This is a genomic window from Calothrix sp. NIES-2100, from assembly GCF_963875285.1.
Taxonomy (GTDB): domain Bacteria; phylum Cyanobacteriota; class Cyanobacteriia; order Cyanobacteriales; family Nostocaceae; genus Aulosira.
This window is the reverse complement of sequence record NZ_CAWNLA010000001.1, coordinates 4,012,608-4,039,017: the sequence shown is the minus strand read 5'-3', so window position 1 is coordinate 4,039,017 and position 26,410 is coordinate 4,012,608. Positions and strand designations below refer to the sequence as shown.

Annotated in this window: 20 protein-coding genes; all 20 read right to left on the bottom strand. The window is 40.9% G+C overall.

Translation table 11 applies throughout. The annotated features are described in order from the left end of the window. Window positions 1-31: 31 nt before the first annotated feature. The 20 genes from AACU32_RS16420 to AACU32_RS16325 all read right to left on the bottom strand — a co-directional run bounded on the left by AACU32_RS16420 (window position 32) and on the right by AACU32_RS16325 (window position 25,956). Entirely contained in the window at window positions 32-982 is a 951-nt protein-coding gene (locus AACU32_RS16420) for a glycosyltransferase (RefSeq protein WP_096601210.1), read from the bottom strand. Continuing rightward, window positions 900-2,102 carry a glycosyltransferase family 4 protein gene (locus AACU32_RS16415; RefSeq protein ID WP_096601208.1) on the bottom strand — a complete coding sequence of 401 codons (1,203 nt, stop codon included), beginning with the start codon at window positions 2,100-2,102 and terminating at the stop codon, window positions 900-902. The genes AACU32_RS16420 and AACU32_RS16415 overlap by 83 nt, the downstream gene beginning before the upstream one ends. A gap of 205 nt (window positions 2,103-2,307) precedes the next feature. Then, window positions 2,308-3,264 carry a glycosyltransferase family 2 protein gene (locus tag AACU32_RS16410; protein ID WP_096601206.1) on the bottom strand — a complete coding sequence of 319 codons (957 nt, stop codon included), beginning with the start codon at window positions 3,262-3,264 and terminating at the stop codon, window positions 2,308-2,310. A gap of 164 nt (window positions 3,265-3,428) precedes the next feature. Next, on the bottom strand, window positions 3,429-4,514 hold the full coding sequence (locus tag AACU32_RS16405) for a glycosyltransferase family 4 protein (RefSeq protein WP_339377970.1): 1,086 nt from the start codon (window positions 4,512-4,514) through the stop codon (window positions 3,429-3,431). Window positions 4,515-4,569: 55 nt separating this feature from the next. After that, a complete protein-coding gene (locus AACU32_RS16400; RefSeq protein WP_096601202.1) occupies window positions 4,570-5,427 on the bottom strand; it encodes a hypothetical protein in 858 nt (285 codons plus the stop codon). A 228-nt stretch (window positions 5,428-5,655) separates the two neighbouring features. Further along, the gene (hepA, locus tag AACU32_RS16395; protein ID WP_096601200.1) at window positions 5,656-7,506 is read right to left on the bottom strand and encodes a heterocyst formation ABC transporter subunit HepA; all 1,851 of its coding nucleotides are present in this window, start codon (window positions 7,504-7,506) and stop codon (window positions 5,656-5,658) included. A 197-nt stretch (window positions 7,507-7,703) separates the two neighbouring features. Then, a complete protein-coding gene (gene hepC / locus AACU32_RS16390) occupies window positions 7,704-8,468 on the bottom strand; it encodes a heterocyst development glycosyltransferase HepC (protein WP_096601198.1) in 765 nt (254 codons plus the stop codon). A 141-nt stretch (window positions 8,469-8,609) separates the two neighbouring features. Next, a complete protein-coding gene (locus AACU32_RS16385) occupies window positions 8,610-10,871 on the bottom strand; it encodes a GumC family protein (protein WP_445223181.1) in 2,262 nt (753 codons plus the stop codon). Between the two features lie 318 nt (window positions 10,872-11,189). Continuing rightward, entirely contained in the window at window positions 11,190-12,299 is a 1,110-nt protein-coding gene (locus AACU32_RS16380) for a glycosyltransferase (RefSeq protein ID WP_096601196.1), read from the bottom strand. Between the two features lie 328 nt (window positions 12,300-12,627). Further along, window positions 12,628-13,941, bottom strand: a complete 1,314-nt coding sequence (locus tag AACU32_RS16375) for an NAD(P)H-dependent oxidoreductase (RefSeq protein ID WP_096601194.1) — start codon at window positions 13,939-13,941, stop codon at window positions 12,628-12,630. A 154-nt stretch (window positions 13,942-14,095) separates the two neighbouring features. Next, window positions 14,096-14,650: a dTDP-4-dehydrorhamnose 3,5-epimerase gene (rfbC, locus tag AACU32_RS16370; protein WP_096601192.1), complete on the bottom strand. Its 555-nt coding sequence runs from the start codon at window positions 14,648-14,650 to the stop codon at window positions 14,096-14,098. Between the two features lie 209 nt (window positions 14,651-14,859). Then, window positions 14,860-15,720: a phytanoyl-CoA dioxygenase gene (locus tag AACU32_RS16365; RefSeq protein WP_096601190.1), complete on the bottom strand. Its 861-nt coding sequence runs from the start codon at window positions 15,718-15,720 to the stop codon at window positions 14,860-14,862. Window positions 15,721-15,742: 22 nt separating this feature from the next. Then, window positions 15,743-16,759 carry a glycosyltransferase family 2 protein gene (locus AACU32_RS16360; protein ID WP_096601188.1) on the bottom strand — a complete coding sequence of 339 codons (1,017 nt, stop codon included), beginning with the start codon at window positions 16,757-16,759 and terminating at the stop codon, window positions 15,743-15,745. A gap of 212 nt (window positions 16,760-16,971) precedes the next feature. Then, on the bottom strand, window positions 16,972-18,000 hold the full coding sequence (locus tag AACU32_RS16355) for an NAD-dependent epimerase/dehydratase family protein (protein ID WP_096601186.1): 1,029 nt from the start codon (window positions 17,998-18,000) through the stop codon (window positions 16,972-16,974). Window positions 18,001-18,140: 140 nt separating this feature from the next. Continuing rightward, window positions 18,141-19,082, bottom strand: a complete 942-nt coding sequence (locus AACU32_RS16350) for a glycosyltransferase family 8 protein (protein ID WP_096601184.1) — start codon at window positions 19,080-19,082, stop codon at window positions 18,141-18,143. Between the two features lie 162 nt (window positions 19,083-19,244). Next, window positions 19,245-20,456, bottom strand: coding sequence for an L-2-hydroxyglutarate oxidase (lhgO, locus tag AACU32_RS16345; protein WP_096601182.1), 1,212 nt, complete (start codon window positions 20,454-20,456; stop codon window positions 19,245-19,247). 47 nt (window positions 20,457-20,503) lie between these two features. Next, window positions 20,504-21,277: a glucose-1-phosphate cytidylyltransferase gene (gene rfbF / locus AACU32_RS16340; protein ID WP_096601180.1), complete on the bottom strand. Its 774-nt coding sequence runs from the start codon at window positions 21,275-21,277 to the stop codon at window positions 20,504-20,506. Window positions 21,278-22,212: 935 nt separating this feature from the next. Beyond that, a complete protein-coding gene (locus tag AACU32_RS16335) occupies window positions 22,213-24,390 on the bottom strand; it encodes a tetratricopeptide repeat protein (protein WP_096601178.1) in 2,178 nt (725 codons plus the stop codon). A 59-nt stretch (window positions 24,391-24,449) separates the two neighbouring features. Further along, window positions 24,450-25,232, bottom strand: coding sequence for a PP2C family serine/threonine-protein phosphatase (locus AACU32_RS16330; protein ID WP_096601176.1), 783 nt, complete (start codon window positions 25,230-25,232; stop codon window positions 24,450-24,452). Window positions 25,233-25,281: 49 nt separating this feature from the next. After that, the gene (locus tag AACU32_RS16325) at window positions 25,282-25,956 is read right to left on the bottom strand and encodes a vWA domain-containing protein (protein ID WP_096601174.1); all 675 of its coding nucleotides are present in this window, start codon (window positions 25,954-25,956) and stop codon (window positions 25,282-25,284) included. Window positions 25,957-26,410: the final 454 nt, after the last annotated feature.

Below are 26,410 nucleotides of genomic sequence, written 5' to 3'. Positions count from 1 at the left end.
GTTTTTAAGTAATAATTTTGTAGTCAGGACTTTAGTCCTCACTACGAATAATGTTGAATTTGAATTTGTGGTGTGTTTGCCATCCTTGCCAACGCCCACGCAAAGAAGCCCACAATTTTTTACCTGCTAATTGACCTTGACTAGGCAAAAGTCTGAACCATTGGACTAAGCCTAAACTATCTCTTGTACCTACTAATATTGCCCATAATAAAAATACCCCACGGCGCAGAGGCGGCAGATTTTCTAATAAAACTAATGTTTCATTATGGACTAAATTAAGAAAGGCAATTTCGTTAAAATTATGGCGCTGGTCTTCATCAAAACGCTGTGCAGGATAGTGATCTACTGCCACTTGGGGATCGTAAATTAGCTTCCAACCAGCGCGTTTTAATGCTAGGGTAAATGCCATTTCAAAATGCACTTGTGCCCCTGTACCGCGCATCCGTTCGTCAAAACGCAATTGAGCGATCGCTTCTTGACGAAAACTCATGTTCACACCCTTGAGAATATCCACTTCACGCGGTTCTCCCACTCCTAGATGATGGTTGCCAATTACTCTACCAAACCATTGCAATTTACCCACGATTTGCCGAGAGTCATCTAGTAGCTGCTTCCCTTGATGAATCCAATCACGTCCACCAACACCACCGAGCCGGCGATCGCAGATAAAATGAGTGTTGATTTTCTCTAACCAATCTGGGTGAGGAGCTGCATCATCATCTGTAATCGAAACAATGTCTCCTTCCACTGCGGCTAGTCCGGCGTTGAGGGCTGCTACTACTCCCGGAAGGCTGACTGTGACGGTATGCAGTGGTAGGTTGTGTGGTGAATATTGGGCGAGGAATTCCCAAGTTTGGGTATCTGTATCGCGGACAACAACTATTACCTGATCGACTGGTTTAGTTTGCGCCTGTAGTGCTAAAAGACATCGAGACAGATCTAGTGGACGGCGATAAGTGGGGATGAGAACTGTGTTCTTCATTCTGAATTAACTCCTCAAATAGATCCACATAGGTTTTTGCCATCGTATTCCAGCTATGTTGTTCAGCGACAGAACGGGCTGCTTTCGCCATTTGTTGCATCAAAGGGCTATTACTGACTAAAGACAACAATGCTGTTACTAAAGCATCAATGTCATCAGAATCGGACAAAACCACCCCGCATTCTGGTGTCACTAATTCTGCACCTCCAGTAGCGGTGGCGGTAATCACAGGTAAACCAGAGGCGAGGGCTTCTAATAATACGAGGGTGCAAGCTTCATAACGGGAAGGAAATACAAATAAATCCACAGCCCGCATAATTGCGGCGATATCACGACGATACCCTAAAAAATGTACTCGCTCACTGATACTTAATGATGCTGCTAGTTGGGGAAAGGGGCTACCCTCGATTTTACCAACCACCGCTAAATGTAAATTAGAGACTTTTGCTAAGGCGGATAGTACGGTATCTAAGTTCTTTCTCGTGGTGCGGATATCGCCAGCAAATAGGGCTAGGGGGACATTTTCAGGTAAACCCCATGTTTGACGTGCGCCTACACCGGGGGTAAACTCTTCTAAGTCCACACCGTTAACAATTACCTGAATTCGCGAACGGGGTACGCCAATATTAACTAATTCTTGGGCGACTTTCTCCGATACGGCGACGACTACTTTCGCTTTTTGGAAAGCCCGCTTTTCCCAATGGGCATTTAGAGCAGTATAAAGCCATTGGTACAAACCATAAGCATCGCGGCGGGTGCGGGAAATATGCACAGGCGATCGCAGCCAAGAACTATGGACAAAATGTACAGCATTCACCGAAGCTAATGTCTTAGTAATCGCGCCATTGACTTTGACTAAATCAATATCAGCGCGATTTTTTTGCAACCAATCTGCACTTTTTTTCGCAAATACGAAATTCCGTATGAATTCTGTTGGGTAGCTTTGAACTGGAATTTCTATCCATTTCACTTGGCTATTATCTGCTAATTCAGGTGCGACTTCACTGGCTAATAATGTCAGATTATGTCCACGACGAATGACTTCTTTCGCCACCTCATAATTAACTCGCCCTTGACCATCACCTTTTTTAACTTTGTGGGTAACAATGCAAAGTTTCACGCACCACTTCCTTAATTAATTAGTTAATTAGTAAACTTCTAATAAATATCCAAGATAAAGATATTTGAAACCATAAATAAACATAGATAAACACAGATAATTTATTCATGTATATTTGTTTTTTTGGGAATTTTTTCTCATAAAACTGACTTGTGTGGGCTGCCAGATCCCCGACTTCTTTAACAAGTCGGGGATCTAACTACGGTTACATAATGAAACTGAGAGTTAGTGCCGCTAGAGTGCGCAAATTAAACTTTTGTTGGCTCAATGCTTGCCAAAGATAAGAACGTGCTGCATCCCTCTGTTTATTGCGGATTAAGCCAATCCCTAAAGTTGTATTAGCTTCTAACCATTTCTTTTGAAAGTATGGCTTAAATTCTTCAAGTTTAGGGTCTTTCATCAAGATTTGATAACAAAATAATTCGCTGTTAGCTTTGCGAATTTTGGCTTGCACATCTCGAGAACCACTGAGCATGGTATCAGTTTGCTCATGGACACGATAGCGCGTCAACCTTTCTGGAGAATAGTAAGCTTTATAGCCAGATGTACAGAAAAGGTAGGTTAAATAATAGTCCCACATCCCGCCAACTTCTGCGGGAATTTTATCCCAATCTACAAGGTCAGTGCGAATTACACAAGCAGCGGCGCTAGGTATACTTTTATCTATCAAACCAATTTTAGAAAAATATTTATACACTCCTGGGACTAATTTATCACGTTTAAAACCCCTTGTATTTTCTTCTGTACCTTGGTAATTAATCTTACCTTTAGCATCTATAATATATTGGTCACAAAAAGCGATAATTAGTTCAGAATTTGCTTCTAATGGTGGTACAAGCTTGGCTAAAAAGTTTTCATTCCACACATCATCATCATGCAGGCTAGCAACGTATTTACCCCGCGCCATCTTAAAGCCATGCATTTGATTACCGATCATCCCGATATTTTGCGGATGTCGCCAAAAGCGGATACGTGAATCGGCAAAAGATTCGATAATAGGTAGAGGATTTTCAGGGCTACAGTTATCAGAAACAATAATTTCAATATTTTGATAAGTCTGTTTAACTGCACTGGCGATCGCTTGCTTGAGATACTCTGGTCGATTATATGTAGGAATAATCACACTCACCAGTGGTTCTGGGAATTTAATATTTGTTGACATAAAGTTAACTGGTTAGAAAATGAGGCAGAGGGCAGAAGGTAGTCTCAATGAAACAAGTTTCACAACCAAGCATGAAAAAGGACAAGGGAAGGGGGACAAGGGGGACATGGAGGACATGGAGGACAAGGGAAGGGGGATAATTTTTCCTAACGAGCGTTGTGTGATTAATTACATGAGCGTCTAGAATGAAATTCGGTGATAGTTTTGGCATAAATTTCTGCCAAGCGCTGAAAATGAATATCAATAGTAAATTCTTCTTGATACCAAGCTTGGCCTTTTTCACCAATTAATCTGGCTTTACGATAGTTGGTGGCTATTTCGTTAATCGCCGCAGCTAACTGGGGAATATTATTAGGTGAAATGAGAATTCCCGTTTTACCATCTTGTAAATATTCGGGAATTCCACCGACAGCACTAGCAATTACAGGGCGATAGCGTGCATAAGCTTCTAAAGTGACAAGTCCAGCAGGTTCAGGCCACAAACTGGGAAAAATTACAGCCAAGCACTGTTGATAAAGGGTTTCTAATTGTTCAGGGTGACACCAACCATGCCATGTAATGCGATCGCTTAACCCCAACTCTTGGGCTAATTGTTCCATACGTGGCTTATTCCAACCATCACCGGCAATATCTAAATGGATGTGTCGCTCAGTTTTAGTTAAGGCTTTGAGTAGCCACTCTAAGCCTTTATCAGGAACAATGCGACCAGCAAACAAAATTCGCTGATTTTGATAAATTGTCCGACTTAGAGGTGCTGTGACAACCTTGGGTGATTGGACACCACAGTGCAGCGTAATTACTCGCTCAGGTGCTATCCCCACCTGAATAATTTGCTGACGCACATACTCACTATTGGCAATTACGGGAATTTTCAGTTTTTTCAGGTTATTCAGCGGATTGTAAGCATTCCACCAATCACCAAAAATTTTGTGTGGTCTGCGGCTACCACAACCATCTACCACATGACCCCAAACACATCCTAGAGGATTGATGACGCGATCGCAGATTTTGCCTCTGTCTGCTAAATATTTTGTGCCACTGGGACAGTAGGTACAGTGATTGTGCAGGGTAAATATTGCTGGACATTCTTCTCGTAAATCTGCTAAAAATTCTGGATCGTGGATGTGTAGCAACTCGAACTGAGTTTGATCCTCACCGTTAATGCTCTGGAGGACGCGATCGCTAACTCCAGGAATTTGCGACAGTGCTAAAGAAGCTACATAAGTTTCAACGCCTCCGCCTCCTTTCATATTAGTGTTAGTACAGTGATAAATCATTTTGGTCTTGGTTACATTTTTGCTCATTCTAGACACCGACATTCAACCAAAATTTATGTCTGACATCGTTAACATAATGCCTTAAGGCAATCTGATAAGAAGCGTAACGGTCAGGATAAACAAATTGGTCATCAACGTTGATTATATATTTATCTTCTGAGAGTGGTTTAGCATCGGCATTATGCATAGCTAAATGCACTACAGTTTGGTCTGTATAAAAAATAGGTGAATCGACAAATTTAGCAACTCGCTCTAGGGGCTTATGCCAATCTAGTTGCTGTTTGAGGATGAAGAAACCTGCGTTAACTGGATTGAGCTTATCGTTACTTTCTATCAGAATTCGCTCGTCTAAAGAAGGTTTACAATCTGGTAAATACCAAGGTAAGTTATCTGGAGAATTGCATAAATCAATTAAGTCTGTAGCCCCAGGAAAAAACAAAATATCCGCATCTGTGTAAATTGTTGGCTGGTCAATATTTAATGACATTAATGCTGCCAATCTTTTCCACATTGCCATTGTTGGGCGATGTGGATGATTTAAAGCATAGTCAAAGATATAATTGGGAATTTCCTGATTAGCAATATCTTGCCAATTCACAACATCTACACAAGCATGAATTTGACGCAACAATTTACGAGACTTGACTGTATAGCTACCATCAGAGATGACAGTAAATTTATCGGGTACGCCAACATGACGAATAAAGGAGCGAATACTTGCTACCTGTACAGCTAAATCCCGTTCACAAGAAAAGGAATAGACATTGATATTAACTTGACGGGATTGTTTGATAGGAATACTAATAATTTTATCAACAATTTTGCTATAGAGATTGCTGATAAAATTTCCTTGAATTTTACTAGAATGATAACCTATATTTACCATTATATTTACCTCATAAAATCTAGGTAAGTTAATCTTATTTACAGAGGTATTCATCACAGTCGGGAAATTTTTCTGAACCAGACGATGAAATTAATAAGGGCTTTCCAAGAAATAAATTATCCATCTTGTGGGATGGGCATCTTGCCCGTCCTATATTCTGGGGAAGATGCTCACCCCACAATAAAATTTGGGAGATTTTTCTATTTAGAAGTCCCTAAGCAAAAAGTTTTACCCTGGTTGACCCATTTCGTACTGAGTCTTGTGATATTCCCAAAGTTTGCCTTTTAGCTCTAGGAGTTCTTGATATTTACCTTGTTCGACGATGCGTCCTTGTTCTAGAACCACTACTTTATCTGCGTTGGCGATAGTAGAGAGACGATGAGCGATCGCAATTACCGTTCGCCCAGCAGAAAGCTTTTCTAGAGATTCCTGAATCAAACGTTCGCTTACAGAATCTAAAGCACTGGTAGCCTCATCCAAAATCAGAATTTCTGGATTGCGTAATAAAGCGCGAGCGATCGCCAGTCGTTGGCGTTGTCCTCCCGATAATCGTACACCCCTATCTCCCAGTTGTGTGTCAAAACCTTCGGGCATTTCTAAAATAAATTCTAGTGCATTCGCTTGTCGAGCCGCTTCTTTGATTGCAGCTTCACTAGCCTTTGGCGTACCGTAAGCAATATTGTTCCAGACAGAAGTGTTAAAAATAAACGTATCCTGACTAACAACAGCTATCTTGCTACGTAGGGAATTAATTTCAAACTTCCGCACATCAACTTCATCAATATATATATATCCATCGATGGCATCATGAAATCGGGGAATTAAATCGGCAAGTGTAGTTTTACCTGCACCCGATCCGCCTACTAAGGCTGTTGTTTTCCCTTTTTCAATAGTCAGGGTAATATTATTGAGTACTAGATTATCGGCATTATAGCCAAAATCCACTCCTACTAAGTCAATAGACCTTTTTAAACTAGGAAACTCAAGTTTTCCGTTTTGGAAGTAAGTTTTATCCTCTGTTTTTAACAGGTTCTTAATATTGTCTGCGGAACCGTGCATCGTGCTGAGAAATGCTCTAGTACCATTCATATCTTGGACAAAGGGTACTAGGCGAAATAGCACAAAGAAAAAGGTCAACAGTGAAGCAACTTGTAATGTTCCATTGGCAACAAACAAAGTGAATGCCAAAATAATCATGCCAATTAAAACCGTCGTTGCTACTCCTTCGGCAATTGGCTTGACCATTGTCCATGTGTAGATAACTTTTGTGGAACTACTCACTACCTGATCGCTAGCTTTGTAGTAACGCTGACGCTCAAATTCCTGAGTACCAAATGCGTTCACGGTGCGAATTCCATTAATGAATTCGATTGCTGTTGAGGTAAAATTACCATTAGCAACTGACATACCAAAACTTGTTTCTCTGACTCTGGCATTGAGATTTGATAATCCCACACCTAAAAGTGTAAATAACATCAGAGAAATTATTGCCAGTTGCCAGGAAAGCAAAAACATTGAAATTAAATAGACAAGAGTAGTAATTATTCTGGTAAACAGAAATGCTACCCCACTAAAACCCTGTCTAATCCTTTCAATTTCTGTAGTAATGGTGTTAATCAGTTCGCCGGAACGAATTTGCGCAAAGAAACTTAATGGCAGAGATTGCAACTGTTCAAAAATCTGCTTACGTAAGCGATCGCCAAGATGTAGTTGCGTTAATTCTGTGTAAACTTGGCCAAAATAATTGAAAGTTGCCCGCATCCAGGTAGTTAATAAAATCAGCAAACATATTCTATATAGACGACTAGTTGCTGATTGATTAATACCCAAAATTGCAATATCAAACCACTCTACGCCTGTACGCACAGGTTGGGCATTGGGAGTAGTTAAACTTTGCAAAAAAGAAAGTAAAAAGCCTATGCTTACACCTTCAAAAGTTGCCGCTAAAAAAGAAAATATGACTGCAAGTACGGCAATTTTGCGAAAATGTTGAAATTCTCGTAATATTAAATAATTTTCTTGCCAGAATTTAGTAGCTTTAAATAAATTTCTGAGTGCTGGGTTAATTTTTAAATACATGGATATTGTTTCAGAATAGTGGGGCAAGGCATACAGGCAGTTAGCGAGTTTTAGACTAGGAATGCTGAAGAACCAAAAATCTAAAATTTACTAACTGCGCTGAATGCGGAGAGTCTTGATTTGCAGAAATTCCCAATAGCTGTAATTCAGATTTGTTTTACGGAATTTCTCTGTACTCAACTCTCATCAGCAATAAATCACAGCGTTTGTCCATCTAAATTTAACAAGTTGATTTCTGGGCTAATTTCCCAGCCACCCGTCATTGCTGGGACTGGATTTAGTTCTTTTTGTGATTCTGAACTTAGGCGCACTGCATCTTCTAAAGTCCAAAAACGAGAGCCTATTAAACCTCTGTCACCTAGCACTACATTGAATAGCTGTGGCAGATTGTGCAGATTATATTGACGCATCCAACGCCCCAGACGTGTAAGGTTGTGCTGCTCAGTTGTGCGAAAACTCATGGCGTGAAACAGTTTACCACCCTCTCCCACCTGCCACTCATAAGAGAAAATTGACCCTTGTGAGTCAACCTGCATTAGCAAAACTAGGGCTAACAGCGCCGGAGTTACTAACAGTAACAATACTAAAGCCACAATCCTATCAATTAGTCGCTGAAACTGCTTGCTCAAAGAGTTACCTTTTTTTAGTCGCTGATTACCATTCGGTAAGCGGAGGTATATTGGCTTATTAGCTTGTTTACAAGCTTCCGCCCACAACGACAGCCAAGCCTCACCCAGCTTTGAATCTATACTCACCAATTTGATTGGTGAATGTTTTAAGCACTCTACTAACAATTGTTCGTTATATAAAGAAGGCAGATATGGCTGTTTTACATGTTTAGGAGACTTCACCCACAGCTGACCCCTTCGCCACAAGAGTGTGCAATATGGGGAGTGCAGCTGTTGCTGTTGCTCAGTTGGGATGTAGGGATTTTGGAGAGTGGGAATTATTGAACTAGTCATAGCTCTCAAGAGGTGTAGAGTAGTAGATTCTTGACCCGTGATCAGCGTTACTGAATTGACGCACATAACTCGATCGTTCAACTATCGTAGTGAGGACTTCAGTCCTCAAAAACAGGACTAAAGTCCTCACTACGAATTTGTTTATTTTTCTACAGCTTGTTGCAAAGCCAATCGTTGTGGCTTGTTATAGGGTACATATGTGCTTTGAGAGTTGGAAGCACCATTGGCGACAACCCCAATCAGGTTTAGCTTGCTCAACATCGCTGTAGCTTGCGCCATTTGGCTGCGAGTTACCTTACCAATGCTTGCTACCATAACGACACTGCGACAAGATGAGGCTGTGAGCATCGCATCCACCAAACCGAGAACCGGAGAAGCATCGACGAGGACCAAATCATAATTTTGCTCAAATGTTGCCATCAATTGCATCATCCGGGGGGAACTCAAGAGATTGGCTGCATCAGCTGGTATTGGCCCAGCGGTCAAAATATCAATGTAAGACGAACCTGAGTATTGAAGACTAATTTGGTTGGGGAGAGCAGTTTCACTAGTTAGTAGAGTTGAAAGCCCCTGATCGTTGGGGAGATTGAGCTGATGATGCAAACTAGGCTCCCGTAAGTTGGCATCAATTAGTAGTACCTTTTTGTGTAAGCGAGCTGCACTCATGGCCAAACCTAAAGCCAAAGCTGACTTACCCTGATCGGCTAAAGCCGAGGTGATCATCAAAGATTTCAAATTGGTAACAGTATTTAACAGCTCAATATTTTTATAAATCAAATCTAGCGATTCCCAACTAGGAGGGGATTGCAGTACTTGAACTGTCCAGGGTGCGAGAACTTCTGGCTTACCAAAAGGTAACTTGATCATTGATTCTCGCGATTGCGTAGGCGGTAACTTGGGGGTAATTCCTAACAATGGAAGAGCAACCTGCTTCTCCAATTCCGCAGTGCTATGAACCGCATCATCAGATGCTTCCCGTACAAAAGCCGCAATACCTCCCAACATTAACCCAACCACTGCACCCAACAACAGATTCTGCTGAAGGTTGGGGCCCATGAGCATACCTTTTTGCGGTTCTTCCACAACTTCCCAGTTAAATCCGCCTTTAGAAAGTTCTTGTCGCAACTGTTGTTCTGCTCTTAACAGTTGTTCCAATCTTTCACGGCTAAATTGTAACTGCGGTAATATGCGATTGTAATAAGCCAATAGAGGGGGGAAGCGTTTGAGTTGAAAACGCAAATCGTTCTCTTTTTGAGCCAAAGTTTGATCGCGTGCAGCTAATGCAACTATAGTTGTCTGTGTTTCTACTAACTGACCAGCAAGATTGAGGTCAATTTGGCCGAGTTGTCCTTGTTCTAAGAGATTTTCTCCCGCAACTGTACCAACAGGTGTTCCACCTAAAGTTCTGCTGACTTCTTGTTGAAGTAATTCTTTCTGTCCTTCAAGTTGTGCTTGCAACTTTTGGACGCTAGGAGTCTCGTCTGTGAAGCGTAAACGTTCTTGTGATAGAGCCAGCTCGGTTTTTTGGATTTCGTTGAGTAAACCTTGATAGCGAGTAGATTGGCTCAAACGAGAAGAAACAAGCGCATTCTGAGGAGAACGGTTAAGCTGTTCTTGCAAAGATTGTTGACGCGCTACAGCCTCTTGATACAAAGAACGGGTAGCGCGTCGTTCTTCTTGAAGTTTGTTTAAATTCTCTTCTAGTGCTTTTGCTTGAGACTCAGGATCGATTAAATTCTGAGTTCTGCGAAACCTTTGAAGATTAGTTTCCGAAGCATTAACTTCATCACTTGCTTTCTTTAACTGGTCTCGGATAACTTGCAGACCTTTTTGTAAGCGTGCATCCTGCTGCTGCTTGTTATATTCCACATACACTTGGCGAATAGCAGTCAGAACTTTTTGCGTTTTGTCTGGATCGTTAGAAGTATATTCAACTTGGAAAATTTTAGTTAAGACATTATCTTCTTTTGTTTTGATTTGATTTAAGAGCAAAGAAGTTTTAATCTCAGCCGCAGTCAGATCTGGATAGTCTTTTTGCAGTTTATCAACTGCTTTTTGAATTAATCCAGAACTCTGCATCAAGTTAAGCTGGGTTGCTGTATCTATTTGAATGTTAGTGTCAGTAAATTCATTTTCTAGCCCGGCTTTGTCTGGTTTAACTTGATAGTTAGATTCTACTAACAACTGCATAGAACTTTTGTAGGTAGGCTTGGTCTTAGTAGTGATAAAACCTGCCAAAGTAATTGCACTCAAAAATACCAGTAAAAACCAAGGAAATCTACGTACAAGTACGGCAAACATTTGTCCGTAACCCACTTCATTCTCAGGAGCCGCATTGGGGCTAGGATTGGGGCTGGGATTGGGGCTAGGATTGAGACTGGGATTGAGACTAGCTTGAACCACGTTTATTATCCTTCTCTTTGAAACGCTACGCGAACACCTAATAATTCCTAGTTAAATAGAGTGGTCATTTGTCATTTGTTATTTGTCATTTGTCATTTGTCATGGATAGGGTTTTCCAGATACATACATTTATGTTTCGTCATAAATTTGCTGCAATCGCCTATTTACTTATGTCAGGGATGAGGATTTAAAAACCAAGCATCATGGAGCGGCGTTTTTTAATTACGAATTACGTTAGCGGAGCGTCTCCTCTTGGGAGAAGGAGCGTCACTTGTACTCTCGCACTCGCCCTAAGCGAAGCCGAAGGGAGCCGAAGCATTACGAATTACTAATTATTTGTTGATGTCCTCTCCAAGCTTGGTCAATAATTTGTTCGACTTTACTGAAAAATGCTGTTTCAGAAAAGTTTGTCAATGCATGATTACGGATATTTTGGTAATCCCAAGTTATTTCTCCAGCTTCTAGTAATGCAGCTTGTAAAGATTCCGGTGTTTGTCTGTTAAAAAATACGCCTGTTTTTCTGGGTACTTGAGTATCTAATACACCACCTGCTCCATAAGCAATGACTGGAGTACCGCTAGCATTAGCCTCTACAGGAACTAATCCGTAATCTTCTAAAGCTGCAACGATGATAGACTTAGCTTTAGAAAACAAGTCTTTACGTTGGCGATCGCTTACATGACCTAAGAACTCAATATTATCTAATGCTTTGGATTTTAAGCGTTCTTCTTCTGGCCCATCACCGGAGATTAATAATCGCCATCCTAACCAATTAAAGGCTTCAACTATTATATCCAGCCGCTTATAACTGATCATCCTGGCTGAGGCGAGATAATATTCATCTTTGCTCTCAGAAAAAACAAAGTTACTAGTATCGATAGGATAGTTAATCACAATCGCTTGCTTTTGATAAATATCTTGAATGCGGCGAGCAACTATGCTGGAATTCGCAATATAAAGGTCAGGTTCCTGAGCATATTGCAAGTCTACCTTTCTCATTAATTGGAAGACTTTTTCAATTAACGGGGCGAAAAATCGATAATCTCCATATTCTCGTAAATAAGTTTCTGTGTCCCACAAAAAACGGGTGACATTATGACAAAAGCAAATATGAAGTGCATCGGGATGTTTTCTAACTGCTTTAGCAAAACTAGTACTACTACTGATGATCAGATCGTATTCTTGTAAATCCAGCGCCCGAAAAGCGGGGAAATATAAGGGAGCTATTAAGCGGAAATACTTAACTGCACCGGGAATATTTTGTAAGAAGGTTGTATTAACTATCCGCTCACCCAAATCAATTGTTTTTTGGTGATTGTATAAAGAAGTATAAATATCTGCTTTGGGGTAGCGCTTACAAAGTAACTCAAACACGCGTTCTGCTCCACCGCGCTGGGTTAAGTAATCATGGACTAGAGCAATTTTCATAGTTTTAATTTCCTCTAAATTTTGGTTGAATACTTCCCAGCAAGTAAGACCAATTCAAAATTCCAAATTCCCAATTAGAAAATCTAGATAAAAAGTATTTCTAAGTTTGAATATGTTGCTGAATTTTGGAGGATTGGTGTAATACTAATTCGGAATTCGTAATTAAGAAGTGTAGGTATGGCTATGCTTGACTACGTGTATTGCAAAAATCTAGAAGGACTAAAGTCTTAACTACGAAATGAATGCAGACTGTAGTAAGCACTTCAGTGCTTAAAAGTAGGACTAAAGTGCTTAAAAGTAGGACTAAAGTGCTGACTACAAAATTAATTTAACCAACACCAACAAGAGTTTTTTCTGTGGCGAAATAAGCGTTTTGTTCGGCTCGTAGTTGGTCGCAAAGTCTATCTGCGGGTAGTTCAACATCATCGTAAGAGAGAACTTGATCTTTAAGAATATCACGTTTGAGGCGACATCCTTCAGCCAATCCCATTGGTAGGAGATTTTGCTGTTGCGCGATCGCAGAATTTTCGCATTGTCCGTAGGTCATGTAGTAGCCAATACCATCTAAGGTTTCCCCAGCTTTTAAATCAATTTTGGCGGTGGTGACTACATCTACCACTGGCCCAGCTAGAGGAGACATCACCGCATCTTGGAAGAGGACAGCGCGGGCTACCGATAGGGGAACTTCAAAATGGCAGAGGTGATAGGGGGTATAGAAGCTGTAAAGAGGCCCTTCACCGAGTTTGTATAAATTGAGATAGTGGCGTTGTTTGGGGTCTTCATGTGTCGCAAACACAAACACTCCTGGCCCTGGTTTTGCACCAACAACATAGTCAACGATACCGCCTAGTTCCTTGAGCTGTTCCACATCATACATATTGGTCATCTCATCCACATGACCGGCGAAGTCATAGCCCAGCATTCCCCGTTTAGCCACCTTCATCCCTGTGGCGTTAGCAACGATCGCCTGTTCAAAGGAAATTTTACTACCATCAGCAAAGCTGGTCACCATGTGGGCTTTTTGACCCCAACGCTTTGCAAAGGCTTCTTGGGTGGTGGGATTGCGATAAGGGTCTTGAAGTCCTTTAATGTTACCGCACAACAACGGAGTCAGACCAATGCTTTTCACAAACCGATAGAGGTTCATTTCTACCCCTGGCTGATCGCCGTCGCAAGCGCTGAGAATCACACCTGCTTTGTCAGCATAGACCTTGAGGATGGGGCCAATTGTACCATCGAGTTCGGCATTCATCATAATCACATGCTTGCGATGGGCGATCGCACTCATCACCACATGCGCCCCAAATTCCACCGCCCCTGTGACTTCGATTAAAGCCTCGATACCCTCAGCACGACAGAGTAAATCTGCATCTTCCGTGACTGCATATTTACCATGAGCGATCGCGTCTTCAATTTCTGTGATGTTTGCAACAATTTGCATATCTTCAATCCCTGCTTCGCTATAAGCTTGCTTAGCAGCATCAATTTGGCGATTGGAGATAGCAACTAACTCCATTCCCGGTACAGAATTAATAATTTGATTGGCAATTCCTCGACCCATAAAGCCTGCACCAATCATCCCCACTTTAATGGGTCTACCTAAAGCAGCGCGGGCTTGTAAAGCGCGATCAATAATAATCATGAGTTTAATTCCTTTATTAATTTATTAAAGCAGATGGCACACTTCGACTTCGCTCAGTGCATAGATGGCAGATGGCAGAAGGGAGCAGGGAGGCACAGGAGAAATAACCAATGCTCAATGCCCCATACCCCATGCCCAATGCCCCATGCCCAATCTATAGACTTGCACTACCGACGGGCATCTTGCTTAATAATGGCCAGTTTAAATCTTTCTCAGAAATTTCAGTTACTTCTAAAGGCCATTGAATGTTGAAAAATGGGTCATCATAGCGTAAACCCCTTTCATAACCTGGTGTGTAAAATTCACCAACTTGATATACAACTTCAGCGTCATCTGTTAGCGCTTGATAGCCATGAGCAAACATTTCTGGAACATATAAAGCGCGGTGATTGTCTGCGGTTAGTTCCACACCAATATGTGATAAAAAGGTGGGAGAATCAGGACGCATATCAATAATTACGTCATAGATAGCGCCTTTAGTACAGCGAATTAATTTGGTTTCTGCTGCTGGCGCAAGTTGATAATGCATTCCCCGCAATGTACCTTTTTTGTAGTTGAAAGACAAATTACATTGGGCAACTTTTGGCTTTAATCCATGTGCCATAAATTCTTGAGCGCAGAAACTCCGAGCAAAAAAACCACGGTTATCTTGCTTTTTTTCTACTTCAATAATGAATGCGTCTTTCAGTTCAGTTTTGATGAAAATCATAGATAATCTCCGAAAGTAAATGGTATTGAGTATTGGGCATGGGGCATTGGGCATTGGGCATGGGGAAGAAAACTCCCCATACTTCCTCATCTCCCTTGTCTCTCCGTCCCTTGCGCGTCTCCCCTTGGGAGAAGTTCTGATGCCTGCGGCAAGCCGCTCCGCGTCTACGGAGGAAGCCTCCCGCTCAGACTTCTCTCCTTGTCCCCCTTCTAGCCCCTATTCCCTAATGCTTGAGCAGTTTCTGATGTGGAATTTAAAGTTAGTCTGGGGAAGGTATCATCCCAATATTGGGTACAAAGTTCAGGTCTTTCTGGGGGATTAGCAGTGTAACAGAAAAATAAAGTTACTCTTTCTTCTTGGCGTACAGTTCCATGATGTAAAGTATTTTTCGTATCTGCAAAAACTACCGTACCTACTGGGCCTGTGCATGATTTCCAAGCTGATTTAGGGATAACTTGTTTGACTATTTCATCATCAATTCCCATATATCTAGACTGCCAAAGTTTGTAGTACAGCCAATAATATTGCCATTTAAATAAAGAAGTTAAAGAGCGGGGTATATACTGAAAAGGCCCGGATTTTTCTTCTACATCTTTTAAGGAAACAAATATTTTGATAATCCGGCGGTCTTCAGCATCACTATGCCATAGCAAAGTACCAAATTGATGGTCGCTAGGAAAATCTTGGCGCAAGTGTACACCATGAAAAGTTACAGGAAGACCAATATAATTTTCGATGAGATTCAGCAGTCTTTTTTCTGTTGCCCAGGCGTAAATTTCTGGGATCTCTGTAACTGTATGAATTTGCGGCCACATTTCGTAGAGAGGGTCATTTTTATCTGGTTCTATCTTAGACAATTGCTCATAAGCAGATTTGAGCATATTTAAGCTAGAACTTAGTCCTAACTCTGCCAGTGTGGTTGCATAAACACCCTCGCGTTTGAGAGTTTTTAAAATTTGGCGATCGCGTTCTTCTAGAACAGGTAAATTTTTCTTATGCTTCCAGCGTGCGATCGCACAACCTAAATCAGAATACATTGCAGATATTTTGCCTTTGATACTTTTCAACATAAAGTCAATCTCTTTTAAATCTCTAATGACTTAGTTCTCTTTTTTTTTGTAATTGTTGAGTAGAGACTTCAGCGGCTTCAGCAATTCCAGCTTCTTTAAAATACATCACATCAAAAACAGATATTCCAATTAAGGCTAAAAATGGAATTACTGTTTTAATCGCTGACATCGGCCATCGTCTTAAAGCACCTAAAAAAACTCTTAAGCTAACTTCTTTACCGTTGTGCAACAGCATTCGTTTGCAAAAGTGTTTAGAATATCCACTCTCCTCTAGTTTCAAAATAACTTCGGGTATATGTTTGTATTGCATTAAGAGTGCAGACCTTGGCTCTTTCTGCCAATAACTCACACCAACAATGCATTCTAAAAAAGTCTCTTTAGTAACAATTACACCGCCGTTAGCAGCACAATACCCAGCTAAATATGCTAGAGATATCCAATTATTTGCTGCATCTGGCCAAAGTTGGAGAGCCTGCTTGACTAGTCCAGTGTGGTAAATTGTCGCCGTCAGAAAGATGACCGCACCAACACTTTTAGAAAAACAATGTTCAAATATGGCTTTACCATCACCACAACCATCTTCGCTATCAGCATCAAACCAGCGGTTCCCAACTATTGTTGGTGGGTGAACTGGCTCACCAGTAATTTTATTACGACCAGAGAAGTTGAGAAATATTAACGATAAATCTTCCTGTTGCTTTAGCTTATTTATCACATAAGCAACCGCTCTGTTTTGAATTGGATCATCATCACCAATTGTCCAAACATACTTGGTTGTAGCAGAATTTAGGCAATAAATGATATTTCTCATTACACCTAAATTTTCTGAATTACGATGAGATTTAAATGTAATGTTACTAAGTATTACTTGCCATTTCTTAATTACATCTTGAGTTGTGTCTGTGGAACAATTATCAGAAACAAAAATTTCACATTCAGATTCAAAACCTGTAATAGCTTGAGACAACCAGGCTAGCTGTTTGTCCAGCAATTCAGCCCGATTATATGTAGGAATAGCAATAGTGAGCAATTTATTCATTTCATTGGTGGCAATTTATGGAATTAATAGAAAAAATAAATTGTTGTAAGTGATAATTCTCCAATAAAAAGATTAATCCGGAGGGTTTTATCTATTTCCAGAGAAAATTTGCTAGAGCTAATACTGTAAAATAATTCACAGCTAAAAATACCCAAAAACCTGTAATACAGGTTTTTGAGTTTAACATTTTTCTTGACCAGTAGAAATGCTAACTATCTTTTAGCCCAAAAAAAGTCCTTATCAATTTGCTCTGTGCGGATGAGATATTCTAGCTGCTTTAACCGCGTAAATCCTCTAAACAAGAAAGTATCTTCAGTCATATCAATTTGACTGAACAAATTAAATAGCTGTTGCGCGCCAAGCTGGGCGTTCCAATCACATTTGAATCCGGGTAACATGGTGTTAATTTTCTCAAAAGATACCCGATAGCTGCGGTTGTCTGCACCGTTATCACCAAAAGATAACTGACAACCTGTAAAAATATCTGCAATGATCTCCGCAATTTCTTTAACTCGATAGTTATTTGTAGTATCGCCAACGTTAAAAATTTGCTTGTGTACAATATCACGGGGTGCTTCAATGGCGCAGACAATGGCCTTGCATATATCTAGTGCGTGAACTAATGGCCGCCAAGGTGTACCATCACTGGTCATTTTAATTTCTTTGCTAGTCCATGCCAAACCAGCTAAGTTGTTTAAAACAATATCAAATCGCATTCTCGGAGAAGCACCAAAGGCTGTGGCATTGCGCATAAAGGTAGGAGAGAAATCATCATCAGCTAAGGGCATGACATCTCGTTCTACCAAGGTTTTACATTCTGCGTAGGCTGTTTGCGGATTCACAGGCGATTCTTCTGTCACATCTCCCTCGGTAGCTACACCATAGACGCTGCAAGAAGACATATAGATAAAGCGACGTACACCCGCTTCTTTAGCTAATTTAGCTAGGCGAACTGAACCTTGGTGATTGATTTCATAGGTAATATTGGGTGCTAATTGTCCTGTGGGATCGTTGGAGAGTTCCGCCATGTGAACTACAGCTTCCACACCTTGCAAATCTTTGAGGATGATATTGCGGATATCTTTGTTGAGGGTTTTGGCTGTGACATCAGTACCGTTATACAACCAACCAACTTTATAGAAGCCAGTATCTACGCCAATAACTTCATGTCCTCGTTCGATTAACAAGGTAGGTAATAACGAACCGAGATAACCTTCTGTTCCAGTTACTAATATTTTCATTGTGGTCTAAGCCTTTGTATTTCTATGAGATTGAAGAGTTAAATAAGCTAATGTGCTTCTTAGTTGTACATTTTCTGGTGAAGACTGTCATTTGTCTTTTGTTAATCCAAATAACAGAACCTTTTTGCCTCAGATGCTGTTTACAATTTCGAGGTCTTGATGAAGGTCATTTTCAGGAGTTTTCGACCCAAGCGTCTCCAAAAAGTATCTCGCCATCCTGACCAAGCGGTCATATCCAGATAGTCAAAGAATAAATCTTTTTGAGGATGTTTACATTCCACTCGTAATCCTGCATACCAAGGTTTAGGAGAATTTGTAAAGTGAATAATGTAGGGCTGATGCAGTACTTGATTATATATATCTTCAGGAAAAGGACTTTCTTTCCAGGATGAATAATCATAAATTTTCGGCATTTGATTCCATCGCGGATGAAGTTCTCGCCATTTCCCTGCAAGAACTGCGTTTAGCCCATCCTGGTCGTTTCTGACGAATTCTCGATTTTGCCTGATATATTCAATAACTTTGTTTCCGATGTTTTCGTTGCGCCATTTTTCTAAATTAATTACCAAAAGTCCGGAATTAAAGTATTTTTCATCTGGACAAATTCCTAGTTCCTGATAGTTTCTCAAGCCATCTGACATGGAAATATATAATTCAACATCATCTTGGACTGCTAATGCGTAGTTGTCCCCTATGTCAATATTCCATAGTTCTTCTAGATCTCCGACTACTACCATATCAGTATCTAGATAAATTACTTTATCTAAATCTTGGCTGATAACTTGCGTAATCATCAATCGATAATAAGAACTAACTGTTAAATGCCTGGTCAAAACCAGATTTTCAAACAGCGTATTATCTATTTTGATCCATGTAATATCAACTTTTTCTGTAGCCAGGGATTGAATAATTTTATGCTTGTTGGCTTGACTAATTCCTCCATCAAGAATAAATAAGCAAATCTGGCGATGACTTTTAATGTTAGCAAGTGCCGATCGCACTGTGACAGTAAGAGGCATTGCATAGTTATTATCAGCAGCACACACAACAAAAATGGGCTGAATCTCTGATATAACTGCCATAATTTTCACCTTGAGAATTGGTTTGCTGATGTTGGAAATAAAAATTTGGGATGCTATCAGCAACACAGGTGAATTAAAAAATATTGCTAGTACTTATTGCTGGAAAATTACAGCAATTTCAATACCATTCTTACTGAGCTAAATCATTTCTGCCAACTGACATTAATTTACAGATAAGGCTAGATGTGATTGTTCGGGTATTTGCGCCACAATTGCTTTGCCAATTTCTAAGGAAGAAGTGGCGGCTGGGGAAGGCGCATTGCAAACATGAATAGATTTATCCCCTTGAACAATCAAAAAGTCATCCACAAGGGAGCCATCATTCTTCAAAGCTTGGGCGCGGACTCCCGCATGGGTGGGAACTAAATCTTCGGCTTGGACTTCGGGAATGAGTTTTTGCAAACTGCTAACGAAGGCGGCTTTGCTAAAAGAACGAATAATTTCCTTGATTCCTTCATCAGCGTGTTTGGCTGCTAATTTCCAAAAACCTGGGTAAGCCATGACTTCAGCAAAATCCCGCAAGTCAAAGTCAGTTTTGTGATAACCTTCGCGTTTGAGGCTCAGCACTGCATTTGGCCCGGCATGAACGCTACTATCAATCATGCGGGTAAAGTGGACACCAAGGAAGGGAAAATCGGGGTTAGGAACTGGATAGATGAGCGTTTTGACGAGATAGCGTTTTTCTGGGGTGAGTTCGTAGTATTCGCCCCGGAAAGGCACAATTTTCGCTTGTGGTTCAACTTTTCCTAGTTTAGCAATGCGATCGCTATGTAATCCAGCACAATTGATCGCGAAGCGAGTTTCAAAGCTACCGTTGTTTGTTTCTAGTACTTGATTTTTACCACTAGGGCGAATGTTCTCGACTTTGGTGTTGAGGCGTAAATCTCCACCCTGTTTGGCAATTAACTCAGCATATTTCTGGCTAACTTGCTTGTAGTTAACAATCCCTGTAGAGAATACTCTGATTCCGCCTACACAACTAACATGGGGTTCAATTTCTCTGACTTCTTCGGGACTAATTCGTTGGACTTTGATCCCATTTTCTAAGCCACGTTTGTAGAGACTTTCCAGGCGGGGTAATTCTGCTGCTGAAGTGGCGACAATTACCTTGCCACAAATTTCATGGGCAATACCATGTTCCTGGCAGAATTCTACCATTGAGTTAGCACCATCACGGCAGAATTTCGCTTTAAAACTTCCTGGCTTGTAATAAATTCCTGAATGAATTACGCCACTATTATTGCCTGTTTGATGAAATGCCCAGTTGCTTTCTTTTTCTAATACTAGAATCCGGGCATTTGGATAGCGTTTACCTAAAGCCATCCCTGTAGAAAGCCCAACTATTCCCCCACCGATAATTGCAAAATCGTACATTAGTATTATTGCGCCTGTAAAAGTTGCTTTGGTTGACTATTAATGTATTACCATACTTTCCAAGGAGCTTGTCCACTTTTCCATAAGTCTTCTAGATAATTTTTATCCCGTAATGTATCCATTGGCTGCCAAAATCCATTATGTTTGTAAGCTGATAACTGTTCCATATCAGCTAGCTTTTCTAATGGCTCTTTCTCCCACACTGTAGCATCATCAGCAATAAAGTTGATCACTTCTGGTTCTAACACAAAATAACCGCCATTAATCCATGCACCATCACCTTCGGGTTTTTCGCGAAAACTAGTAATTTTAGTTTGTTCTTGTCCTAAAGAAATCGCCCCAAAACGACCCGCAGGTTGTACAGCTGTAAGTGTGGCTAAGGTATTTTGTTGTTTATGCAACTTAATTAGTTCTGTAATATTTACATCACTCACACCATCACCATAGGTGAAACAAAAAGTATCATTACCAAGATGCTCTCTGACACGTTTTAAGCGTCCGCCCGTCATGGTATTATCACCCGTATTAACTAGGGTTACACGCCAAGGTTCAGCATAGCCAGAATGCACATTCATCTGGTTAAATCGCATATCAAATGTCACATCTGACATATGCAGAAAGTAGTTAGCAAAATACTCTTTGATGATGTAACCTTTATAACCGCAACAGATAATAAAGTCATTAATGCCGTGAGCAGAGTAACTCTTCATAATGTGCCATAAAATTGGCTTGCCACCAATTTCTACCATTGGCTTAGGTCTAATACTAGTTTCTTCACTGAGGCGTGTACCAAGACCTCCAGCCAAAATCACTGCTTTCATGCAATTACCTCAAAGATTTGCAGGTTGGTTAATATTGATTCGTCTTCTTCAATTCACTTTCTGGCTATCAATCAAACTAGAATTCAGGTGTCAGGAGTCAGAAATCATCCCTAGGGACATCCAATTTTTTAAATACCCAATAAATTTGTAGTGCGAGCGTAAAGGAAGCTGGTGTTCAAAAGCGAGCAAGATGCTCGCACTACGGAATATGGGTAATTTATTTTTTGTAAGTCCCCTATTCTGTCTCAACAGCACTTCATGATTACCCCTTTGTTCCTTGGCGTATTTGCTGACTCCATCTCCCGGCGGCTTCCGTCACGTAGCCGCAAAGTGTCTTCCCGTAAGGCTTGGGGAGACTGACGTTAGCAATCTTCGTAGCGGTAGCGACGAAGAAGGAGTGTCACCCAGACTGCAAAGCAGAACTCGCAGGGTAGGGCGGTTTGTCTTTAGAGAATTTAGTACTTAACTGATAAATCACTAGGTTGAAGACACCCATCAAATGAGAAGTTTGGTAGTCTACCTTTGGGAAAGGCTGTTTTGACAATTAGTCGAGGTCTGGATACCTAACTGCTCGGATTCTGAATTCTGCTGAAGATGAAGCGATCGCACCTGGTTTGAGAAAAATTCTTTTTCCATATATTTTTCTCCGTAAACAATCTAACGATATTTTGGCGCTGATTTGTAAAGAATATGTAAATAAAAATATTTGATATGTGAAAGATTGATGAAGCTTGATAAAATAGAAAAACAAAAGTCTAGATGAAATATAAATTTCACCCCAAAAACAAATAGCGTTAGCTTTAGCTAACGCTTATCTGGGTTATTTTTTGGCAATAATCACTAACAAGTTACTAGTAATTAACTAGTAATTGAATTTACTCAATTTTCATGTAAGTGGTCATTTGTCAACAGTCAACAGTCAACAGTCAACAGTACTACCTTGTTGTCCCAGAATCTAACATCGTTGTACTTTGGAATAAAGTATCACATTTGTTTTCGACAACAATACAGAGACTACTGAGTGTTTGTTGGTAACTATCCATATCTTCTTGCTCAAGAGATAATTTGGCTGAGGTCTGCAAATCATCTATGGCTTTGACACGATTTGTCTCTGAGTTTCGACCACCGTATTGGGAAAGTTCGTATTGAATCATACCTCGTTTGAGGTAGGCTTTTGGCAATTTAGAATTGATGCGTAATGCTTGGTCTAAGTCAGCGATCGCCTTGTTGTACTCGTGAACATAATTACTGCTATATTGGGCGATTTGCGAATGCACTACACCCCTTTGGTAGTAAGCTTCTGCTTTCGAGGGATTGAGATTAATCGCTTTTGTAAAATCATCGAGTGCTAGCTGATAATCCTTTTGCGAGTCGCCGCTATATTTAGCAATTTGGGAGCGGACAACACCGCGTCTGATGTAAGCTTCAATTTCTTGACTATTCAGGCGGAGTGCATTGTTAAAATCGGCGATCGCTAGGGTATACTCCCGATCGGGATCGTTGCTATATTCAGCTAGCATATAGCGAACATTACCCCGATTGACAAAAGCTTTAATTTCTTGGGGATTGATTTTCAAAGCGGCGCTGTAGTCTGCAAGCGCTCCTTCGTAGTCTTTCATATTGTAGCGAGCATTAGCCCGGTTAATATGCGCTTTGGCGTGATTGGGGTCTTGTTCTAGGGCTTGGTTAAAATTTTCAATGGCTCGCGCATAGTCTCGCACTTTGTAAGCCGCATGACCTTGTTTATAATAGTCACCAAAGTCGAGATTTTTGTTGTTGTTGTTTTTTGTCTGGCGAGACATGACACTTTGCTGAGTTAGGGCATTTTGGGAAACACTAGTAAATTTCACCATCACATCTAAATACCCTAACAAGCCAAAACCCATCAAGCATAAGGCCACAGGGTAATACTTCCGCTGCTTGAGCTTTTGATAAAGAGGGGTTTTTTGGGGAACTCCTGATTGCCAATAAGTTGACAATGGAGTTGCTGGCTGATTTGGTCTGTGGCTAGGCTGGTTATAGCGTTTTTTCGCGGGAATCCGGGGTTTGAGATGTTCTTTGGCGGCGATCGCTTTATGTGATGGAAATGGATCGCGTCCGCCTAGGCGTAAGGTACGTTCGCACCAAGGACAGTCATGGAGATGGCTGTTGTAGTTATGCTGAGGATTGACACTACAGGTAACCAAGCTGTCTTCGGCTTCGGCGATCGCCGATAGCCAGGTTTGGGCGCTAGGACGCAGATGGGGATCTTGATGCCCATCCTCAAAACAACGCCACAATAGGTCTTGTAAGGCGGGATGGAGGATTTCCCAAGCTGGTGCAATGGGAGTTGGCTGGTAGGGTACTTGCCGCTTTTTACTGTAAGTAAAATGACCGGACGCAATGCGTGATTCGTAGGCTGGCGGCTCACCAGCACCTTGATAAATCCCCGAAAATGGGTGAGTACCTTCCATTAACAATTGGAATATCAGTACTCCTAACCCAAATAAGTCATGAGTAACTTCGCGATCGTAGTGGGAAAAAATCTTATTCTGGAGTTCTGGTGGCGTAAACTCTGGTTTTCCTACAGGACAACGATACACAGCATGGCTATCTGGATCGGTTACTTGGAAGGAGTCTGTGTCTACTAAGGTTACCAGTGCGGTGTCGCTCACCAGAATATTCGATTCATTGACATCACCGATACAATAGCCACTGTTATGCAAAGCAGCAAACGCCGCCGCCAGATTTCGCGCCGTGCGTAGCAGGTATTGATAGTTAAATAAAGGACAATGTTGGCGGCGAGTTCTCGGGTTATAAAAGTCAATAATTGGACGCATCCCCCGAATGCGCGGCATTAAAAAGCCGATAATGCGATCGCTGCCATCTACTGCTCGTAATATATCTAACGGCCAAGCAATAGAAATATGTCCTAAACTCGCTGTCGGGTTTTCTGGCGGATTAGCCAGCATTGCTTGCAGTTTATAAGCGTGGGCGGTTGTGGGTTTGTGATAAACCTTGGCTACTAAATTACTATGAGATGGAACTGCATAGATACAAGCTTCACCACCACGCCCTAAACTGACGTTTAGGTTGAGAATTTCTTGTTTCGGAAGACAACGTAGTACCTGCATGATAAAGTCACGGTTAACGGCGGTTACGGAAAAAATGCTTAATCTGGCGGAATCGTGGCTTATGGTTTGCTGAGTGCAGCTATGATGAGTGTTAAGTCATCATCGGTACGTTGTGTAATCCGCTCAGAACCTAAAAACTTGACTAATTGTTCTTTAGCTAATGTCTTGTCCTGGGTATTCGCCACAAAGTCGAATAAAGGAAAGAAGAATGGTTTGTGCGGTTCACCAACAACCATATTTAAAGCCAGCATTTGTAGTCCATCGGTGAGGACACCGACGTTGACTATGGCTTCACGCCATAATCTCATTTGCGCTGTTTCTAAAGCTCCTGGCGAAGTTAAAAAAGTCGTTTCGTTAATATATTCACCATTATCAGGCATGGTTAATGCCAATAGATTACCCATGCTATCCTTGGCGACTGCTAAGCCATCACCAATTTGAGCCACCGCCACCATTTCTGGTGTGGCGACCATAATAATTAAGGTAGTTGCTAAATCCTGAAGTTGTTTATTCATCGCAGCGGCTTCATCTTCCACTGCTTTTTTTGCGGCTAGCATCGCGTCTGTCAACAGCGATCGCACACTCCCATCATCGGCTAGGGTGTCACGAGTCACTTCTTTAATCGAGATGTTTTCTATCGCTGTTTCCACCGCAATCATTGCCCCGACTTTCCCTTGGATGGCAGAACCTGCTCCATCTGCTGCCGCTGCCACCAATACATTATCGGATAATAATTGCCAGTGGTGAGCATCCTGACACAGCTGTTTGTTTTTTATATGGCTTGTACCACATACAGATGCAGCTACTACTTGCCATTGAAGTATCTGTTTTGACATATTCATAAATTTTCTTGCCACAACTAGCTGTGTTAGTATCCAGTTGTAACTTTTATTAAACAGTACCCCAGCCAATTGGTGGTAGTGCTACCTGTTCATCTATCTGTGAGTGAGAAACCGCTGACATACTCGCCGACAACCAAACAAACATTTCGATAAAATTTAGTCCCTTCAGTTTCAGCGGTGTCCGCACAGTTATTTGATTTAAGCGCGTCATATTCGCATTTTCTACGCCAACTGTAAAAAATGCTACTCTTTTTTGTGCTTCATCTCCTTGTAAACGTTTAGTCGCTTGTTCTACGACTTGGTCTAGCTCGCCTTGTGGCTCTCCATCAGTTATCATGAATACCCAAGGACGGTAGTAAGCAATACCATTAGCACGATACTGAGATTTTCTCTCTTGAATCATGTCCAATGCCCTATTAATGCCCGAACCCATTGTGGTCAATCCTTGTGCTGTCAAAATTGGTGGGTTAAACTGATCGGCAGTCACAAAGTCTTGTACTACATTGACATTACTATCAAATGTGACAATTGCTACTTCTACCCGTCTGGCTGCTAAGGAATTTTTGACCAATTCATCCTTTAAACTCAGTAACCCCTGATTTAAAGCCTCTATTGCATCTCCTTGCATGGAACCAGAGGTATCTAGTAATAATACGCAAGGACAACGTGGTTCTGGGTTCTCCGCAAATTCAACGACTTCATCAAGCCTTAAGGTATCATGCATAACTTTTTGTGTTATGTTAAAATCCAATCTCTTTTTTCCTTTTACTAAAAGTATATAGTTTCTCCGGTTGCAAAAACTACATTTACGGGATTTTTGGTAGATTGCTTAACCTTTGTTAATAAGATTATTTCTAGTCGATTTTTTACATCTTCATGAAAATCTTCAGCAAGACTTAGTTGAGTAAAAAGGAAACTAGCTAAGGTTTACATTAACTTCATACAAGTCGCTACTAATGGTAATAGCTTACTGTAAACCCAGAATACAATAAACACATACCTCTGCCTACAGAAAAGTTTAAAGCTTTTGTGTAGAAACCCCTAAATTTATATAAAAAGAATAAATATCTCTGACTTAACAGTATAGTCATCAGAATTCTCCTTAGGTAAATATGTCAACTACAAATCAACAACGCTTGCTCAATAACAAGCTTCAGTATGCCGTACAAAAATTTACA

Excerpts from the sequence above, each read along its gene's own strand:
- AACU32_RS16420 (WP_096601210.1), bottom strand. The coding sequence starts at position 982 with ATGAAGAACACAGTTCTCATCCCCACTTATCGCCGTCCACTAGATCTG.
- AACU32_RS16410 (WP_096601206.1), bottom strand. The coding sequence starts at position 3,264 with ATGTCAACAAATATTAAATTCCCAGAACCACTGGTGAGTGTGATTATT.
- AACU32_RS16405 (WP_339377970.1), bottom strand. The coding sequence starts at position 4,514 with ATGAAAGGAGGCGGAGGCGTTGAAACTTATGTAGCTTCTTTAGCACTG.
- AACU32_RS16400 (WP_096601202.1), bottom strand. The coding sequence starts at position 5,427 with ATGGTAAATATAGGTTATCATTCTAGTAAAATTCAAGGAAATTTTATC.
- hepA (WP_096601200.1), bottom strand. The coding sequence starts at position 7,506 with ATGTATTTAAAAATTAACCCAGCACTCAGAAATTTATTTAAAGCTACT.
- hepC (WP_096601198.1), bottom strand. The coding sequence starts at position 8,468 with ATGACTAGTTCAATAATTCCCACTCTCCAAAATCCCTACATCCCAACT.
- AACU32_RS16380 (WP_096601196.1), bottom strand. The coding sequence starts at position 12,299 with ATGAAAATTGCTCTAGTCCATGATTACTTAACCCAGCGCGGTGGAGCA.
- AACU32_RS16375 (WP_096601194.1), bottom strand. The coding sequence starts at position 13,941 with ATGATTATTATTGATCGCGCTTTACAAGCCCGCGCTGCTTTAGGTAGA.
- rfbC (WP_096601192.1), bottom strand. The coding sequence starts at position 14,650 with ATGATTTTCATCAAAACTGAACTGAAAGACGCATTCATTATTGAAGTA.
- AACU32_RS16365 (WP_096601190.1), bottom strand. The coding sequence starts at position 15,720 with ATGTTGAAAAGTATCAAAGGCAAAATATCTGCAATGTATTCTGATTTA.
- AACU32_RS16360 (WP_096601188.1), bottom strand. The coding sequence starts at position 16,759 with ATGAATAAATTGCTCACTATTGCTATTCCTACATATAATCGGGCTGAA.
- AACU32_RS16355 (WP_096601186.1), bottom strand. The coding sequence starts at position 18,000 with ATGAAAATATTAGTAACTGGAACAGAAGGTTATCTCGGTTCGTTATTA.
- AACU32_RS16350 (WP_096601184.1), bottom strand. The coding sequence starts at position 19,082 with ATGGCAGTTATATCAGAGATTCAGCCCATTTTTGTTGTGTGTGCTGCT.
- lhgO (WP_096601182.1), bottom strand. The coding sequence starts at position 20,456 with ATGTACGATTTTGCAATTATCGGTGGGGGAATAGTTGGGCTTTCTACA.
- rfbF (WP_096601180.1), bottom strand. The coding sequence starts at position 21,277 with ATGAAAGCAGTGATTTTGGCTGGAGGTCTTGGTACACGCCTCAGTGAA.
- AACU32_RS16335 (WP_096601178.1), bottom strand. The coding sequence starts at position 24,390 with ATGCAGGTACTACGTTGTCTTCCGAAACAAGAAATTCTCAACCTAAAC.
- AACU32_RS16330 (WP_096601176.1), bottom strand. The coding sequence starts at position 25,232 with ATGAATATGTCAAAACAGATACTTCAATGGCAAGTAGTAGCTGCATCT.
- AACU32_RS16325 (WP_096601174.1), bottom strand. The coding sequence starts at position 25,956 with ATGCATGATACCTTAAGGCTTGATGAAGTCGTTGAATTTGCGGAGAAC.